The 16,280-nt window shown below is 73.0% G+C and carries 14 protein-coding genes; 10 read left to right on the forward strand and 4 right to left on the reverse strand.

Annotation, left to right across the window (positions count from 1 at the left end; translation table 11 throughout):
- Positions 1-86 precede the first annotated feature (86 nt).
- Complete coding sequence (locus tag J7E91_RS06355; RefSeq protein ID WP_214900003.1) at positions 87-1,205, forward strand: MFS transporter; 1,119 nt, start codon at positions 87-89, stop codon at positions 1,203-1,205.
- Positions 1,202-2,164, forward strand: coding sequence for a sugar ABC transporter permease (locus tag J7E91_RS06360; RefSeq protein ID WP_308376110.1), 963 nt, complete (start codon positions 1,202-1,204; stop codon positions 2,162-2,164). Before J7E91_RS06355 ends, J7E91_RS06360 begins: the two co-directional genes overlap by 4 nt.
- Before the next feature lies 1 nt (position 2,165).
- On the opposite strand, the gene J7E91_RS06365 is transcribed toward J7E91_RS06360, so the two are convergent.
- A complete protein-coding gene (locus J7E91_RS06365; protein ID WP_214899832.1) occupies positions 2,166-3,338 on the reverse strand; it encodes an acyl-CoA dehydrogenase family protein in 1,173 nt (390 codons plus the stop codon).
- Between the two features lie 123 nt (positions 3,339-3,461).
- Here J7E91_RS06365 and J7E91_RS06370 point away from each other — a divergent pair, with 123 nt between their 5' ends.
- Both J7E91_RS06370 and J7E91_RS06375 read left to right on the forward strand, forming a co-directional pair.
- Positions 3,462-5,213 (forward strand): CoA transferase, encoded by a 1,752-nt coding sequence (locus tag J7E91_RS06370; RefSeq protein ID WP_214899834.1) that lies wholly within the window; start codon positions 3,462-3,464, stop codon positions 5,211-5,213.
- Positions 5,210-6,871, forward strand: coding sequence for a class I adenylate-forming enzyme family protein (locus J7E91_RS06375; protein ID WP_214899836.1), 1,662 nt, complete (start codon positions 5,210-5,212; stop codon positions 6,869-6,871). Before J7E91_RS06370 ends, J7E91_RS06375 begins: the two co-directional genes overlap by 4 nt.
- 60 nt (positions 6,872-6,931) lie before the next feature.
- On the opposite strand, the gene J7E91_RS06380 is transcribed toward J7E91_RS06375, so the two are convergent.
- The 3 genes from J7E91_RS06380 to J7E91_RS06390 are packed head-to-tail and all read right to left on the reverse strand — an operon-like array spanning position 6,932 to position 9,206.
- Positions 6,932-7,753 (reverse strand): metal ABC transporter substrate-binding protein, encoded by an 822-nt coding sequence (locus J7E91_RS06380; RefSeq protein ID WP_214899838.1) that lies wholly within the window; start codon positions 7,751-7,753, stop codon positions 6,932-6,934.
- Positions 7,699-8,574, reverse strand: a complete 876-nt coding sequence (locus tag J7E91_RS06385) for a metal ABC transporter permease (RefSeq protein ID WP_214899839.1) — start codon at positions 8,572-8,574, stop codon at positions 7,699-7,701. The genes J7E91_RS06380 and J7E91_RS06385 overlap by 55 nt, the downstream gene beginning before the upstream one ends.
- A complete protein-coding gene (locus J7E91_RS06390) occupies positions 8,571-9,206 on the reverse strand; it encodes an ABC transporter ATP-binding protein (RefSeq protein ID WP_214899840.1) in 636 nt (211 codons plus the stop codon). Before J7E91_RS06390 ends, J7E91_RS06385 begins: the two co-directional genes overlap by 4 nt.
- A gap of 225 nt (positions 9,207-9,431) precedes the next feature.
- Here J7E91_RS06390 and J7E91_RS06395 point away from each other — a divergent pair, with 225 nt between their 5' ends.
- The 6 genes from J7E91_RS06395 to J7E91_RS06420 are packed head-to-tail and all read left to right on the forward strand — an operon-like array spanning position 9,432 to position 16,236.
- Entirely contained in the window at positions 9,432-10,991 is a 1,560-nt protein-coding gene (locus J7E91_RS06395; protein WP_214899841.1) for an ABC transporter substrate-binding protein, read from the forward strand.
- A gap of 2 nt (positions 10,992-10,993) precedes the next feature.
- A complete protein-coding gene (locus tag J7E91_RS06400; protein ID WP_214899842.1) occupies positions 10,994-11,941 on the forward strand; it encodes an ABC transporter permease in 948 nt (315 codons plus the stop codon).
- Positions 11,938-12,756 (forward strand): ABC transporter permease, encoded by an 819-nt coding sequence (locus J7E91_RS06405; RefSeq protein ID WP_214899843.1) that lies wholly within the window; start codon positions 11,938-11,940, stop codon positions 12,754-12,756. Before J7E91_RS06400 ends, J7E91_RS06405 begins: the two co-directional genes overlap by 4 nt.
- Positions 12,753-14,363: an ABC transporter ATP-binding protein gene (locus J7E91_RS06410; RefSeq protein ID WP_214899845.1), complete on the forward strand. Its 1,611-nt coding sequence runs from the start codon at positions 12,753-12,755 to the stop codon at positions 14,361-14,363. Before J7E91_RS06405 ends, J7E91_RS06410 begins: the two co-directional genes overlap by 4 nt.
- A 51-nt stretch (positions 14,364-14,414) precedes the next feature.
- Positions 14,415-15,182 carry a methyltransferase gene (locus J7E91_RS06415; RefSeq protein WP_214899847.1) on the forward strand — a complete coding sequence of 256 codons (768 nt, stop codon included), beginning with the start codon at positions 14,415-14,417 and terminating at the stop codon, positions 15,180-15,182.
- Positions 15,183-15,201: 19 nt separating this feature from the next.
- Complete coding sequence (locus tag J7E91_RS06420) at positions 15,202-16,236, forward strand: pyridoxal-phosphate dependent enzyme (protein ID WP_214899848.1); 1,035 nt, start codon at positions 15,202-15,204, stop codon at positions 16,234-16,236.
- Positions 16,237-16,280: the final 44 nt, after the last annotated feature.

Below are 16,280 nucleotides of genomic sequence, written 5' to 3' on the forward strand. Positions count from 1 at the left end.
GAGGCAAGGAGGGGGCGTCCGTGGCAACGGAAGTGACAGTGGAGAAGCACGGAGGCCGGGCTCTCACGGCGCTGCTCACCTGCGCCATGGCGTTCTCGATGATGCAGTTGTTCCTGCTGGGAGCCCTGGGCCCGCGTCTCGTTGGCGAACTGGGCATCTCCCCTACTGTGTTGGGGCTGACGACCACCATCGGTTTCGGGGCGGCGGCCGCTCTCTCCCCGGTCGGAGGGCGGGTGGTGGACCGGTGGGGTCCGCGCCGTTGTCTGGTGGCGCTGTTCTCGGGGTCGGCCGCCGCGCTGGTGCTGATCGGCGCGGCTCCCGGCGCCTCGGTGTTGCTGCTCGCGGTGGCGTTGGGCGGGCTTCCGCAGGCGCTGGCCAACCCCGCGACCAACAAGGCGATCCTGGCTGTGGTGCCCCCCGAGCGGCGCGGCCCGGTGACCGGCCTGAAGCAGTCCGGCGTGCAACTGGGGGCCTTCGCGGCGGGGCTGCCCCTCGCCGCACTGGCTGCCGTCGCCGGGTGGCGGGGCGCGGTGTGGGTGGCGGCGGGCGCGGCGGCCGTCGCGGCGCTGTGGGCGGCACGCATTCTGCCGGTGGACCGCCCGGCGGCGGCCGCAGGCGTACGCGTCCCGCTGGTGCCACGGGGCATGATCGCCTGGCTGATGGTGTTCTCGCTGTTGCTGGGCTGCGGAATCGCCTCCGTCAACACGTACGTGGCGCTCTACGGTGTCCAGCGGCTCGCCCTGGGGCCGACGGCGGCGGGCGCGCTCGTCGCCGTACTCGGTGTGGCGGGCATCGCAGGCCGGGTGGGGTGGTCAAAGGTGGCCGGACGACCGCGGCGCGCCGTGTGGCTGCCGGGTGTACTGGCGGCGGGCGCGGTCGGCGCGGCGCTGCTCCTGATGGTGGCGGCGCACGCCCGTCCGCTGGCGTGGGTCGCGGCGGTGGCCATGGGGGTGTTCGCGGTCGCGGGCAACGCCGTGTCCATGGTGCTGGTGATGCAGCGCGCCGCGCCCGGCCGGGCCGGACAGGACTCGGCGCTGGTGTCGGCGGGGTTCTTCGCCGGGTTCGCGGTCGGGCCGCCGTTGTTCGGTCTGCTGGCCGAGGCCGGGCACTACGGTGCCGGCTGGCTGCTGGTGGCGGGGGAGTTCGCGGTGGCGTGTGCGGTGGCGCTGCTGTGGGCGGTACGGGACCACCGGGCGGAGTCGTGACGACGCTGCACGGGCGGGCTCTCGCCGCCGTGCTGGACCGGGTGGCGGCCACGCGAGAGGCGACCGCCGGCCGTTTTCCGCTGTTCGCCGAGCCGGACACGGGACGGTGGACGACGACCGGGCGGGGGTCGTGGACCGGCGGCTTCTGGGCCGGGCTGCTGTGGCTTCGGGCCCGGCACACAGGAGCCGCGTACGACCTGGACGCGGCGAGCGACGTGACCGCACGCCTCGCGGACTGGACCGACGCGGACAGTGCCACCCGTGGGCTCATCTTCTGGTACGGGACGGCCCTTGCGGGCGGCGACGAGCGGGCGACGCGATTGCGGAAGCGGGCGGCCCGGAGATGCCTGGGGGCGTACGACTCGGAACTGGGGCTGGTGCCGTGGGGGTCCGCCTTCGGCGGGCCGCGGCTGCTGGCGCGCGCCGACGGTGTTCCCGGGATGGTGCCGCTGCTGGCCACGGTGGACAGGCGGGCGGCCGAGTCGCATCTGCGGACCCATCTGCGGCTGTCCTGCGGCGAGGGTCCGTTCAGTTCGGCGTCACGGTGGGACCCGGAAGCCGGGTGGTCGGCGTGCGCCGAACCGCCGCCGGGGTGGAGCAGGGGGCGTGCCTGGCTGCTGCTCGCGGTGGCCGAGGCCGCGCGGCACCCGGACACGCCCGGATTGATCCCCCGGCCGCTGGTTCCGCTCGCCGACGAGGACCGGCCGGACGGCCCCGTCGACACCTCCGCCGCCGCGATCACCGCGTGGGCGCTCCTGAAGCTGGGCCGGTACGAACAGGCCGAAGCGGTGCTGGGCGAGCTCGTCCGCGTCCACCTGACGGACGACGGACGGCTGCTCGACGGCTGCTACGACCTCGCCAAGGGTGTCGCGGTGCGGCACGAGCTGGTGTGGGGGACCTTCTTCCTGGCGTACGCACTCGCCGCCACGACCGGGCTCATCGACGTCCGTGAGGCGTAGGTCAGTCGTCCCGCAGGACCCGCCGGGCCACGGACGCGATGTGCAGTTCGTCCGGGCCGTCCAGGATGCGCGCCGCGCGGCCCGTGCGGAAGAGGGCCGGAAGGGGGGTGTCGGGGCCGAGGCCCGCTGCCCCGTACACCTGGATCGCGGAGTCGGCGACCTGCTGGAGCGTCCGCGCGGCGGCGACCTTCGCGAGGCCCACCTCCACATGGGCGTCCAGTCCTGCGTCGAGGCGGGCCACGGCCTCGAAGACCAGGGGGCGGGTGGTACGCAGGGCGAGAAGCGCCTCGAAGACGTGCTGCTGGACGAGCTGGAAATCCCCCAGCGGTCCGCGTGATCGCGTACGGGTCATCGCCCGCTCCCTCATCAGGTCGAACGCGCGCCGCGCCTGGCCCAGCCAGCGCAAGGAGCGCAGCGTGCGGCCCAGTTGGAGACGCTCGGCCGCGATGACGAGCGCCTGCCCCCGCTCGCCGAGCAGATGGTCGGCGTCGACCACGACTTTGTCCAGTTCGAACTCCGCCTGGCCCGCCGCACCCCACACCGGCAGCTCGCGCGTCACGCGGAAGCCGGGGGTCCCGGTGGGCACCAGGAGCAGGGACAGCCCGTCCCGGTCCGGCGCCGCACCGTCCGTGCGGGCCAGGACGGTGACCAGGTCGGCGTCCGCGGCCCCACTGGTGAACCACTTGCGGCCGCTCACCGTCCAGCGGCCGTCCGGACCCGGCTCGGCGCGGGTCACGGTGAGGAACGGATCGGTGCCCGGCGCATCGGGTTCGGTCATCGCGTAACACGTGCGACGCTCCCCCGCGACCAGCGCCTTGAGGTACCGCTCGCGCACGGCCGGGCTGCCGTGCCGCCGGAGCATGAGGACATCCAGCAGCGGTGCGGAGCCCAGGGCGGCGGGCCCGTGGTCGCTGGCCCCCTCGGCCTCGGCGACATGCGCGTACGACAGGAGCGGCAGCCCCTGGCCGCCCAGACCGGCCGGTAGGGGCAGTGCCCAGAGCCCCCGCTCCCTGGCCTCGTCCTGGAGCCTGCGCAGCGTGGCCGCCGCTTCGGGACCGCCCCGGTCGAGCACCGTCTCGCACGGCATGACCCGGTCGCGTACGAAGTCGGCGATACGGTCCCTCAGACCGGCGACTTCGGCCGGGCATTGAGGGCCCCCTTCATACCGTGCCATCACATTCCTTCAGCTCTCCGGGAACCCATGGGAAGGGCTGTCCGACTGCCTGCTCCGTGGAACTGGTCGGAGGCGACGACTCCCTGGTTCCCGCGTTCCGTAGGTCCCAGGAGGGGGAGAAGCATGGCGTCACCAGCCACCACGCGGCCGGTGCGGCCGCTCGACGGGCTGCGCCTGGAGGCGTCCGGGCAGCCGGGCCCCGGCGCCGGCCTCGTCGCGGAGCATCTGCGGCTATTGGGCGCTCAAGCGGACGGCCATGCCGGTGTGGAGATGAGCATCAGCGGAGCCGAGTCGGGCTTCGTCACCGCGCGTACCGCATGGTCCGAACGGGCCGAGGAGCTGTGCGACGAAGCGACGGTGCAGGCGGCCACCGGCATCATGGCGGTCCACGGGCGCCGCGACGGCAGCCCGCGCGGACTGGGCGTCGACTACGCCGCCACCGCCACGGCCGTGCTCACCGTGCAGGCCATGCTGGCCGGGCTGATCGCGCAGGCACGCGGAGGCGGGGTGACGCGGGTGTCGACGTACGCCGACCGGGCCGGGCTGCTGGCGGTCTCCCAGTACCTCGCCGCTGCGGGAGCCGAGGAGGGGGAGGCGGCGGAAGTGGCCCCCGGAGGCCCGCCGTTCACGGCGGCGGACGGCACGGCCTTCGAACTGGAGACGCTCGACCCGGGTGCGTGGGCGGCCTTCTGGCGGGCGCTCGATGCCCCGGAGCAGGCGATACGGGCCGGATGGCGGCCGTTCCAGTTCCGCTACGCCACCGCCTGCGCGCCCTTCCCCGCATCCCTGCACACCACCGCCCGGGCGAGCACGTGGGAGCGCATCCGGTACGCCGCCGAGACCTCCGGCGCCGAAGCCTGCCCCCTCCACCCCCTCGCCGGCCGGGCCATGGATGACGCACCGCCCTGGTCACTGCGGCCGCACGACGCCTCGTACACCAGGCGGCCCGCCCCAGCACAGGGTCCGCTCGCCGGGATGACCGTGCTGGAGGCCGGCCGCCGCATCCAGGCACCACTGGCCGCACATCTGCTGGGCCTGCTGGGCGCCGATGTCGTCCGTATCGAGCCGCCCGGCGGCGACCCGCTGCGCGGAATGCCGCCGGCCTGCTCCGGCGTCTCCGCCCGCTGGCTGGCCCTCAACCGGGGCAAGCGGGCCGTCGAAATCGACATCAAGTCCCCCACTGATCGCCACCGACTGGTCGCCATGGCCGCCGAAGCCGATGTGTTCCTGCACAACTGGGCGCCCGGCAAGGCCACCCAGCTCCGCCTCGACCACGAGCACCTGGCCGCCGCCAACCCCGCCCTTGTGTACGCGTACACGAGCGGCTGGGCGGACCGGCTGCCCGGCGCTCCCATGGGCACCGACTTCATGGTCCAGGCCCGCACGGGCGTCGGCGAAGCCGTACGCCCCGTGGACGAGCCGCCGGCGCCCTCGCTCATGACCCTGCTCGACGTCCTCGGAGGGCTGCTCGGCGCGGAAGCGGTGCTGGCGGGGCTGCTGTTGCGCGAACGCACCGGCAGCGGCGTACGCGTCGACTCGTCCCTGCTCGGCGCCGCCGACATCCTCACCGCGACCGCCCGGCGACGGGCCGCCGCGGGACACGACCCACGCCGCCCGGCCGGGTTCCGCCGCCCGCTTCCGACGGCCGACGGCTGGGTGGCCCCGGCGGACGGCCACGCCTCCCCGGCCGCCGCCCACGACCTGAGCGCCCTGCCCACGGGGGCAGCGCTGGCCCGGCTGCGCGACCACGGCGTGACCGCCGCCGCCGTCACCACCGACCTCTCCGACCTGCACCACGACCCGCGCTTCGCCGGCTCGATCAGCCGGGACGCGCACGGTGCTCCCGCTGTTCCCGACCCCTGGAGCTTCGCATGACCGTGACCCTGAACGACCTTCTGCCCGCACAGCTGCGCCGCTCGTGGGCGGCCGACGGCACCTGCCCCGACCTCGACCTCTACAGCCTCTACCGGGCCCACCAGATGGCCGACGCCCACCGCACCGCCCTCATCGACGCCAAGGGCAAGCTCTGTTACACCGCCCTGGACCGCAAGGTCCGGTCGCTGGCCTCCGGGCTCGCCGAGCTGGGTATCCGGCCGGGTGACGTGGTCGGCGTCCAGCTGCCGGCCGGCCGCAACGCCGTCATCGCCGATCTCGCGCTCGCAGCGCTCGGCGCCGTCGCGCTACCCTTCCCCGTCGGGCGCGGTGTACGCGAGGCCGCCTCGTTGCTCCGCCGCTCGCAAGCGGTCGCGGTGATCACCGTCACCGAACACCGGGGCTGTCACCTCGCCGACTGCCTCCTCGCCCTGGAGGACGAACTCCCTGCCCTGCGTACGGTGATCGCCGCCGGACCGCCGGACACCGTCCCCGAGGGCAGCGTCCCGCTGTCCCGCCTGCTGCGCACGGACCCGGCGGCGTTCCGGCCGGCACGCCCCGACCCGGACACGGCCGTACGCATCCTGGTCTCCTCCGGCTCCGAGGCGGAGCCGAAGATGATCGCGTACTCGCACAACGCGCTCGCCGGAGGCCGCGGAAACTTCCTGGCCTCGCTCATACCCGAGGGCGGCCGGCCGCCGCGCTGCCTGTTCCTGGTGCCGCTCGCCTCCGCGTTCGGCAGCAATGGCACGGCCGTCGCGCTCGCCCGCCACGGCGGCACGCTCGTGCTGCTCGACCACTTCACGCCCGAGGCGGCCCTGGACGCCATCGCCCAGCACGAGCCGACGCATGTGCTCGGGGTGCCGACCATGATCCGGATGATGCTGGACCGGCTCGCCGAGGCACCCCGGACTCTGCCCTCGCCCACCGCGCTGGTCCTGGGCGGTTCGGTGCTCGACGCCGCCACCGCCGAGGAGGCGCGACAGGTCTTCGGCTGCCCGGTGGTGAACCTGTACGGGTCCGCCGACGGCGTCAACTGCCATACGGGGCTGACCGGACAGCCCGTGGGTGCGGAGGGGCCGGGGGTGCTGGCCGGGCGCCCGGACCCGCGGGTCGCGGACATCCGTATCGCGGTCCCCGACGCGCCCGCCCTGGAGGAGGTGCCCGCCGGTGTGGTCGGCGAGATCGTCGCGCGCGGCCCGATGACGCCGCTGTGCTACGTGGGCGCCCCGGAGCTCGACTCCCGGTACCGCACGACGGACGGCTGGGTGCGCACCGGGGACCTCGGGCTGCTGGACAAGGACGGCACGCTGCGTGTCGTCGGGAGACTGAAGGACATCGTCATTCGAGGGGGCGCCAACGTCAGCCCCGCCGAGGTCGAGGTGGAGCTGGCCTCGCATCCACTGATCCGGGACGTGGTGTGCGTCGGGGTGCCGGACCCGCTGATGGGTGAGCGGCTGGCGGCCTGCGTGGTGCCTCGGGACGGGCGGGCGCCCACGCTGGAGGAGCTGGGCGCCCATCTCGACGGCCGCGGGCTGGAGCGCCGCAAGCACCCCGAGCGGCTGCTGGTGCTCGACGCCCTGCCGCTCACACCGGCGGGCAAGCCGGACGGGGCCGCCCTGCGGGAACGGTTCGCCACGCCGGTGCCACAGACCGCCTGACACGGGCGATGGGGGGTGCGGGGCCGCGAGGCGGTCCCGCACCCCCCATCGCACCGCTGATCAACCGGTCATGGCCTGCTTCACCGCGGTGGCGGCGTTCCGGTACACCGGCAGCAGATCCAGCTCCTCGCCCGGGTAGTTGACGACCTTCACCTGTTTCACACCCGCGTCCGGCAGCGCCACCCCGGTCGACATGTGCGCGTTGTCCAGCACCAGGGCGGGATTCTTCGCCGAGAGTTCGGCGAGCTGCTTGGCGGTCACGGCCTCCGGACCGTACGTCCCCACGACGTTCGCGCCGGCCATCTTCGCCGACCACGCGGTGAAGACCTGGGTCACCACGGCCGGGGCCTTTCCACCGGGCCAGGCGGCCTTCAGATCCGCCTGGAGCTCGGCGTACTCCGTACCGAACGACGCCTTCCACTTCGCTGCGGCGTCCTGGGTGCCGAACTTCTCACCCAGCCGCGCCACTTCGGCGGTCACCTTGTCGGCGTCGTTGTCGAGAGCCACCTCGACGAGCTCCGCTTCGGAACCCGCCGCTTCCTTGATCTTTTCCGCGTACGGCTCGAACGGCGCGTACAACACGAAGTCGGCCTCGGCCACCGCCGCCAGGTCCGACGGCTTGGGATCGTAGTCGGGCGCGTGGTGCACGGACTGCGGCACGATCACCTTCACGTCCTTCGCGCCCGCCGCCTTCGCGAACGCCCCTTCCCAGGTCGTGGTGGCCACGACCACCGGCGCCCCGTCGCGCCCGTGCTTCCCGCCGGACTTTTCCCCGGACGACGAGCCGTCCGACGTACCGCAGGCGGCCGTCAGGGCGAGCCCGGCGGTCAGTGCGAGGGAGGTGACGATGCGGTGGATGATACGGACGCGGGTGCGCGCCATGAGCTGATTCTCCGTTCGGGTACGAGATGGACGGCGAGGACCACGGCCCCCGCCGTCAGGACGAGGACCGGCCCGGGAGGCAGGTCCAGGGTGAGGGCGACGAGGAAACCGGTCAGGTTGACCACGACGCCGATACCGACGGCCCAGACGGTGATCGACGTCAGCGACGTACCGAGCCGGCGCGCGGCGAGGGCGGGCAGCAGGGTCAGGGCGTCGACGAGCAGCGCGCCGGTCAGTTTGATCGCGCCGGCGACCGCCACCGCGACCAGTACGAGCAGCAGCAGGGTCAGTCGCTGCACCGGTACGCCGGACGACAGGGCGAGTTCGCGGTCGTACAGCAGCAGCGCGAGGTCGCGACGCCGCCACCAGAACAGCGCGGGCACGGCGACGGCGAGAGCTCCGACGACCACCAGGTCCGGGGTGCCCACCGACAGGATCGAGCCCCACAGCAGCGCGAACGCCCCCGAGGCGTTGACGCCCGAGACGGCCAGCAACAGGAGGGCCGCCGCGATGGCCAGGCTCATCAGCAGCCCCATCGCCCCGGACAGGCCGTCCGGTGTACGGGCCAGTGGGGCGACACCGGCGCCCGCGAGCGCACACGCCAGCAGCGCGCACAGCATGGGGTCGAGTCCGGTCAGCATGCCGATCGCGATGCCCAGCAGAGCCACGTGCATCATGGCGAACCGGACGGGCATGATGTCCAGCCCCACGATCACCACACCCACGACGGGTAGCCCGACGGCCGCCAGCAGCAGCGTGATCCCCGCCCGCTGCACCGGCAGGAGCTGCAGAAGCTGGCCGAGATCGGCCGCGAGCGTCATGCGACCTCCCGGAGCTGCCCGGCGGCCATCTCCAGCACCCGCTCGCAGCGGGCGGCCAGCGCCCGGTCGTGCGTGACCACGATCAGGGTGACCGGCAGCGACAGCAGGACGTCGGTCGCCTCCTCCTGCCCGGAGAAGTCGAGGGCGGCGGTGGGCTCGTCGGCCAGCAGCACACCAGCTCCCGCCGCGACACAGCCGACCGCCCGGGCCAGGTACATGCGCTGCAACTGGCCCCCGGAGAGCGTGTGCAGTGCCCGGCCGACGAGGTGCCCGACACCGAGTTTCGCCGCCGCTTCGACGGCCTCCTCGGGCGCGCCGCTGCTCGCCAGCAGTTCCCCGCCCAGCAGGGGGAACCGCCCGGCCGCCGGTTTCTGTGGAATCCACGCGCACGCCCGCCGCCGCCACGCCCACTCGGCCGCCGACCCGGTCGTCCGGCCTCCGATCCGGATCTCACCGGCCGCCTGCCGGTGCAGGCCAAGCACCGCCCGCAGCAGCGTGGTCTTGCCCGATCCGTTGGTGCCGGTCAGCGCCAGGCGTTCACCCGCCGGGACGTCGAGATCCACACCCCGTACGGCATCCACCCGCCCGTGCCGGCAGTCGACGCCACGCATCCGCACATCGAGACCGTCCATCCCACCTCCTTCGTTCTCCGGCTTCCGACAGGAGTCGGAAGGAGGAGGGCGCTGGTTCCCGCCGACGAGCGCCGATCGGACCGGGGCGATGTCGTCCCACGAAACATCAGACTGCATTGACAATCATTTTCATTTAAGTAAAGCTTTCGGCGCCACGGCCCGGTTGCGCTTTCTGCCCCCGGGAGTTCCGTGCGCGTCGTCCACGCCAAGTGATCTGGGAGCAGCATGTCGATATTCCGGAACCGCCGAGAGTTCCTCGCCCTGGCCGGTGCCGCCGGTACAGCCGGAGCCCTGGCACTCACCGGTTGTGGAACCGGCGCCGGGAGCAGCCCCGCGGCCGACGGGAAGGCGGCGCCCAGGCGCGGCGGCCAGTTCCGCGCCCTGTTCACGGGCGGCGGCGAGCAGGAGACCATCGACCCGCACGCCGAGGCCCTCGCCATCGACATGGCGCGCACCAAGGCCCTGTTCGACCGGCTCGTGGACCTGGACGCCGACATGGCGCCGGTGCCCCGGCTCGCCCAGAAGTGGGAGGCCAACGCCGACGCCACCCTGTGGCGCTTCACCCTCCGGGAGGCGCTCTTCCACGACGGGAAGAAGCTCACGCCCGAAGACGTGCTGTTCAGCTTCGGCCGCATCCTCGACCCCAAGGCGACCAACCACTTCGCGCAGGGCCTGCTGTCGGTCATCGACCTGAAGAAGAGCCGGGGCGTCGGCAAGAACACCGTAGAGATCGCCCTCAAGAGACCCAGCGCCGAACTGCCCGCGCTGCTCGGCACGCTGGGCACCGCCATCGTCAGTGCCCGCTACAGCGACCCGGCCGAGCCCGTCGGCACCGGGGCGTTCCGGCTGAAGTCGTTCCAGGCCGGCCGGTCGTTCGTCGCCGAGCGGTTCGACGACCACTGGGACGGCGGGGCGTACGTCGACGAGCTGCGCATCCTGTCCGCCGACGCCGACGCGCGCGGCAACGCCCTGCGGGGAGGTGAGGCGGAGTACGGCTACGAGATGACGCCGACCTTCGCCCGTACCGCCGCCGCCGACAAGTCCGTACGGATCGTCGCCGCCAAGGGCAGCACGGCCCACGCCATCGTCATGAAGTGCGACCAGGAACCCTTCGACAACCCCGATGTCACCCTGGCGTTCAAGCTGCTCGCCGACCGCGAGAAGCTGGTCGAGGTCGTCCTGGCCGGCCAGGGCGTCGTCGGCAACGACATGTTCGGCAAGGGCTACCAGTACTACCCCGAGGACATCCCGCAGCGGAAGCGCGACGTCGCCGAGGCGCGCGCCCTGCTGAAGGAGGCCGGGGTGCTCAACAAGACGATCTCCATCTACACCTCCTCCGTGGCCACCGGCTTCGTGGAGGCGGCGACCCTCTTCGCCGAGCAGGCGTCCGACGCGGGCCTGCGGATCAAGGTCACCACCGGTTCCTCGGAGACGTACTTCAAGGACCAGCTGACCAAGGGCGTGATGGGCAGCCACCGTTCGGGCGCGATGACGATCCCGACGTACCTCAACGACCGGCTGCTGACCAAGTCGGCCTTCAACGCGTCCGGGTGGCGCCGCAAGGACTTCGACACGGCCTTCGCCAAGGCGCAGTCCACGACCGACGAGGGAGAGCGCACCCGGCTGTACGGGGACCTCCAGCGCACCGTCCACGACGAGGGCGGGCTGCTGATGTGGGGCCACCCGGACTGGCTGAACGCGGTCTCCTCCCGCGTACGCGGCGTCGAGGAGGCTCCGCCCAACACCCTCGACTCAGCCCGCTTCGACAAGGTGTGGCTGGCCTGACGATGCGTGGGTACGCCCTGCAACGCCTCGCCCTCGGAGCCGTACAACTCGCCCTGCTCACGGTGCTGGTGTTCCTGCTGACGTCGCTGCTGCCCGGCGACGCGGCGGACGTCCGCAACAACGAGGACGCCACACCCGAGCAGGTGGCGGCGCTGCGCGAGCAGCTCCAGCTGGACCGCCCGCCCCTGGAACGCTTCACGGACTGGGCCGGGGGCGTACTCACCGGTGACCTCGGCACGTCGCTGGTCAGCGGCGGCCCGGTGCTGGACATCCTGGCCGGGTCGGCCGGCATCACGCTGGTGCTCGCCGCGGTGACCCTGGTGGTGGTCGTCCCCCTCGCGGTGCTGCTCGGCATCGTCTCCGGCCTGCGCGAGGGCGGCCGCCTGGACCGGTCGGTCACCTCCGTGACGCTCGCGCTGAACGCCGTACCCGACTTCGTCCTGGCGCTGCTGCTCGTGGCCGGTCTGTCGCTGCGGCTCGGCTGGCTGCCCGCGACGTGGGTCGGGGTGGGCGCGGCCGACCTGCTCGGGCAGCCCGCGCTGCTGGTCCTGCCGGTCGGGGTGGTGGCGGCGCGGATGATCTGCCTGCTGTCCCGTCAGGTACGGGCCGGCATGGTGACGGTCCTCAAGGCCGAGTACGTCACCCAGGCGCGGCGCCTGGGTGTGCCGCGCCGGACCCTGCTGCTGCGCCACGTCCTGCCCAACGCGGCGGTGCCCGGCATCCAGGAACTGGCCCGCGTGGGCGACAACCTGGTCGGCGGCGTCCTGATCGTCGAGGCGGTCTTCGCGATCCCCGGCGTGGCTACCGCCCTCGTCAACGCGGTGGAGGCGCGGGACGTACCCACGGTGCAGGGCCTGGCCCTGGTGGTCGCCGCGGCGGCCCTGCTGTTCAGCCTGGCGGCCGATCTCGTCTGCCATCGACTCGTACCACGGACGGAGGTGCTCCGGTGAAGCGTGTGAACCTGCCGACAGCGCCGGTCGGCGTGGCGCTGCTCGCGCTGCCGCTGGGCCTCGCGCTGCTGGGCCCATGGTTCGCCGAGCCCGCCCGTCCGGGCGTGTTCGCCCCGTACGCGGCCGGTGGCGGCCCACACCTTCTCGGCACCGACGGGTTGGGGCGCGACGTACTGGCCCTGCTCCTGCACGGTGGGCGCAGCGCGCTCGGCATGGCGCTCGGCGCGGTCGCGGTCGCCTACCTGGTGGGCGGGGCCGTGGGCCTGCTGGCGGCCTCCGCCCGGCGCCGCTGGGCCGACGAGCTGCTGATCCGCCCCCTCGACGTGCTGCTCCCGCTGCCCACCCTGTTGGTGATCAGCGTGGTGGCGGTGGGCTGGCGCGGCTCCCCCGCCGCCATCGCTCTCGCCGTCGCGGCCGTCAACGTCCCGCCCGTGGCACGCCTGGTGCGGGCCGCCGCCCTGGACGCGGCGAGCGGCCCCGTCACCGAAGCGCTGCGCGTGCAGGGCGAGTCCCGGGCCCGTATCCAACTCGACCACGTGGCACGCTCGGTGCTCTCCCCCGTCGCCGCCGACATCGGCACCCGCATCACCCTCGCTGTCTTCCTCGTCGGCTCGGCGAACTTCCTCGGCCTCGGCCTGGACCCGACCGCGCCCGACTGGGCGGTGAGCATCTCCCGCAGCCGCGAGGCGCTGCTGCTCCAGCCGTGGGCCGTGCTGGCGCCCGCCGCGATGCTCGTCATGTTCACCGTGGGGCTCAACCTGCTCGCCGACGGCCTGCTGGCCCGCACCCGCCGTACGCAGGAGGCCGTGCGATGACCTCGAATGCACCTTCGGAGACACCTTCGGAGACACCCCTCGTCACGGTGCGCGGGCTCACCGCGCGGGCCGGGGACACCGTGCTCCTCGACGCGGTCGACTTCGACCTGTACGAGGGCCGCGTCACCGCGCTCGTCGGCCCCTCCGGCAGCGGCAAGACCACGGCCGCTCTGGCGCTCCTCGGCGAGTGCGGCGCCGGGGTGCACCTCAGCGGGCGGGTGGAGGCCGGGTCCGTCACGGTCGTGGACGGGGACGGGATCACGAAGGAGGCGGCCACCGGACTGCGCGGGCGCCTGGTCGCGTACATGCCCCAGCATCCGGGCAGCGCCCTCAACCCGGCCCGCCGCACCGGCGCCGTCCACGCCGAACTCGCCCGGCTGCACCACCCGGCCGACCCGGCTCGGGCCCTTGCCGCCGAAGCGCTCCGGGCCGCGCAACTGCCCGCCGGGCGGGACACCGAGCGGCGCTTCCCGCACCAGTTCTCCGGCGGACAGCGCCAGCGCGTCGCGCTCGCCCAGACCCTGGTGTGCCGGCCACGGGTCCTCGTGCTCGACGAGCCCAGCACCGGGCTCGACACGGTGACCAGGATGCGGCTGGCCGGGGAGCTGGCCGCACTCGCCCGCTCCGGCCTGGCGATCCTCCTGCTCAGCCACGACCACGACCTGGTGCGCGCCCTCGCCGACCACGTGGTCGTGCTGCGCCACGGACGCGTGACCGCACAGGGCGGTCCGGCCGACGCCCTGCCGGCCCGCCGCCGGGTGACCGCCGCACGGCACACGCCCACCGGCCCGGACGACCGGCCCCCGGTACTTGACGTACAGAACCTCTCCGCCCACCTCCACAGCCGAGGACGCGGCCCGGTGCTGCACGGGGTCGGCCTCCAACTGGCCGCCGGGGCGTGCGTCGGCGTGGCCGGCCTGTCCGGGAGCGGCAAGACCACCCTTGCGCGCTGCGTCGCCGGACTCCACGAACGCCACGTCGGCCAAGTCCTCCTCGACGGCACTCCCCTGCCGGTCCTGCGCCGGCGCACCCCGCAGCAGAAGCGTCGCGTGCAGTACGTCTGGCAGGAGGTACGCAGCTCCTTCGACGAACGGCGCCCGGTGGCCGAGCAGGTCGCCCGTACCGCCGTACGGTTGCGGGGCCTGGACGCCGGGGAGGCGCGGCGCGAGGCACTGGATCTGCTGGGCCGGCTCGGACTGGACGCGGCCACCGTCGAGCGGCGCCCCGGCGGCCTGTCCGGCGGCGAACTGCAACGCGCGGCGCTCGCCCGCGCCGTACTCGCCGCCCCGGACGTGCTGGTCTGCGACGAGATCACGACCGCCCTGGACGCAGACGCCACCGAAGCGGTCCTCGCCGAACTCGCCAGGCTCCGCGACCAGCACGGCACGGCACTGCTCTGGGTCAGCCACGACCTGGAGCTGCTCGCCGCCGTCGCCCACCACATCGTCGTCATCGACGGCGGTCACGTCGTCGAGACCGGCACATCCGAGCAGATCCTCGACGCTCCCCGGGCCACCCTCACCCGGCAGCTCGTACGCGCCATGGATCTCGGTACGGCTCTGACAGCCACCGGCCTTGCCACCGCCCCGTCCGTGTCCGGCGCCTGACACAACGCGTCCGCGACTTCAACCCCTCACATCCCCGACCACGGAGGACACATGAGCGACCCGACCGCAACCGGCGCCGCGGCGACACAGGCCGACGCCTGGGCCCTGCTCGCATCGCTGCCCGACACGCTGCCCCGGGACGAGATCCTCGCCATCAACAGCTCCAAGTCCGACATACACACCCAGCGCACGTACACGTACAACGGCTGGACGTTCCAGCTGCCGCCCGGCGTCTTCAAGCCCGGCGACACCAGTCGCATCGTCCACGACCGGCTGCTCGACGGCACCATCCCGCTGGAGGGGCGGTCCTACGCGGCCATCGGCGCCGGGCTCGGTGTCGAGGCCGTGATCGCGGGCATCAAGGGCGCCCGCGAGATCTACGCCGCCGACATCCACCCGGACAGCGTCGCCACGGCCGCCGCCCACTACGAGCTCATCGTCGGCGACCGCCCGGGCACGGTCTTCCGCCCGCTGGTCTCCAACCTCTTCGAGGAGTTCCCCGCCTCGGCCCGGCTGGACGTCATCACCTTCAACCCGCCCGCGGTGAGCACGAAGACCAGCGACGACCCGACGGTCGTCCGCAACGTCTGCGTGGGCATCGACATCGTGGCGCGCTTCTTCGACCAGATCGTCGACCGCGATCTGCTCGCGCCCGGCGGCGAGGTGCATCTGATCGTGTCCAACACCTCGGAGCTGAAGAGCATCGTCAAGTACGCCATCGAGGCCGGGTTCGCACCGCAGATCACGCACCGCCAGACCTGGGAGGGCGACAACTGTCAGGCGTACCTCTTCAAGCTGCGCCGCGACCACGCCGCCTGACGACTCGGAGGAGAAAGACATGCACGAGCACATAGCGGAAGCGGTCAAGGAACCCGACGTGGTGACCGTTCCGCCCGGCGCGGTCTGTCTGCGCTTCGAGACGATGAAGCTCTACTCGGCGCTCGGCGCCGTACGCCACCTCCTGGACACCGGCCAGGTCAAACCCGGTGACACACTCATCGACAGCTCCAGCGGCATCTACGCCCACGCGCTGGCCCTCGCCTGCCACCGCTACGGCCTGAAGTGCCACATCGTCGGCTCGACGACGGTGGACCGCACACTCCGCGTCCAGCTGGAGATCCTGGGTGCCACGCTGGAACAGGTGCGCCCCTCCAAGAACCTGCGCCTGGACCAGAACCTGCGCGTGGAACGGATCGGCGAACTGCTGCGGGAGAACCCCGGCTACCACTGGATGCGCCAGTACCACGACTCCATCCACTACCTCGGCTACCGGGACGTCGCCGACCTGATCGGCAAGGAGGTCCCGGAAGGGCCGCTGGCCCTGGTGGGCGGAGTCGGCACCGGCGCGTCGACCGGCGCCATCGCCACGTATCTGCGGGAGGCGGGCCGGGATGTGACGCTCGTCGGCGTCCAGCCGTTCGGCAGCGTCACCTTCGGCGCCGAGCACGTCCTGGACCCGGACATGATCATCGCGGGGATCGGCAGCTCCATCCCGTTCCAGAACGTCCGCCACGAGCTGTACGACCGGATCCACTGGGTGAACTTCGACTACGCCATGTCCGGCGCCGTCGAACTCCTGCGCGCCAGCGGCATCTTCGCCGGGCTCTCGGCCGGCGCGGCGTACCTGGCCACGCTCTGGGAGCGGGAGCGCGACGACTCCAGGACGTACGTCTTCCTCGCCGCGGACACCGGTCACCGTTACGTCGACAGCGCCTACGCCCACCACGGCCAGGCACGCGGTCTCGGCGCCATGCGCCCCCACGAGGTCACGGAGCAGCACGAGTTGCGGCACCCCTGGTCGACGATGGACTGGCCGCCCAGCGACAGCGCACTGCTTCGCGGCGAACCGCTGCTGGTGCCCGGCGCGGTCTGAGCCCTCTGCGTCCCCGTCCCCGTCCTCACGCCCGTCCTCACCCG

Source organism: Streptomyces sp. ISL-99, assembly GCF_018614005.1.
Lineage (GTDB): Bacteria > Actinomycetota > Actinomycetes > Streptomycetales > Streptomycetaceae > Streptomyces > Streptomyces flavidovirens.

What these genes read in the sequence shown, in the direction of transcription:
- J7E91_RS06355 (WP_214900003.1), top strand. Translation starts at nt 87, where the DNA reads ATGGCGTTCTCGATGATGCAGTTGTTCCTGCTGGGAGCCCTGGGCCCG.
- J7E91_RS06365 (WP_214899832.1), bottom strand. Translation starts at nt 3,338, where the DNA reads ATGGCACGGTATGAAGGGGGCCCTCAATGCCCGGCCGAAGTCGCCGGT.
- J7E91_RS06370 (WP_214899834.1), top strand. Translation starts at nt 3,462, where the DNA reads ATGGCGTCACCAGCCACCACGCGGCCGGTGCGGCCGCTCGACGGGCTG.
- J7E91_RS06375 (WP_214899836.1), top strand. Translation starts at nt 5,210, where the DNA reads ATGACCGTGACCCTGAACGACCTTCTGCCCGCACAGCTGCGCCGCTCG.
- J7E91_RS06380 (WP_214899838.1), bottom strand. Translation starts at nt 7,753, where the DNA reads ATGGCGCGCACCCGCGTCCGTATCATCCACCGCATCGTCACCTCCCTC.
- J7E91_RS06385 (WP_214899839.1), bottom strand. Translation starts at nt 8,574, where the DNA reads ATGACGCTCGCGGCCGATCTCGGCCAGCTTCTGCAGCTCCTGCCGGTG.
- J7E91_RS06390 (WP_214899840.1), bottom strand. Translation starts at nt 9,206, where the DNA reads ATGGACGGTCTCGATGTGCGGATGCGTGGCGTCGACTGCCGGCACGGG.
- J7E91_RS06395 (WP_214899841.1), top strand. Translation starts at nt 9,432, where the DNA reads ATGTCGATATTCCGGAACCGCCGAGAGTTCCTCGCCCTGGCCGGTGCC.
- J7E91_RS06400 (WP_214899842.1), top strand. Translation starts at nt 10,994, where the DNA reads ATGCGTGGGTACGCCCTGCAACGCCTCGCCCTCGGAGCCGTACAACTC.
- J7E91_RS06410 (WP_214899845.1), top strand. Translation starts at nt 12,753, where the DNA reads ATGACCTCGAATGCACCTTCGGAGACACCTTCGGAGACACCCCTCGTC.
- J7E91_RS06415 (WP_214899847.1), top strand. Translation starts at nt 14,415, where the DNA reads ATGAGCGACCCGACCGCAACCGGCGCCGCGGCGACACAGGCCGACGCC.
- J7E91_RS06420 (WP_214899848.1), top strand. Translation starts at nt 15,202, where the DNA reads ATGCACGAGCACATAGCGGAAGCGGTCAAGGAACCCGACGTGGTGACC.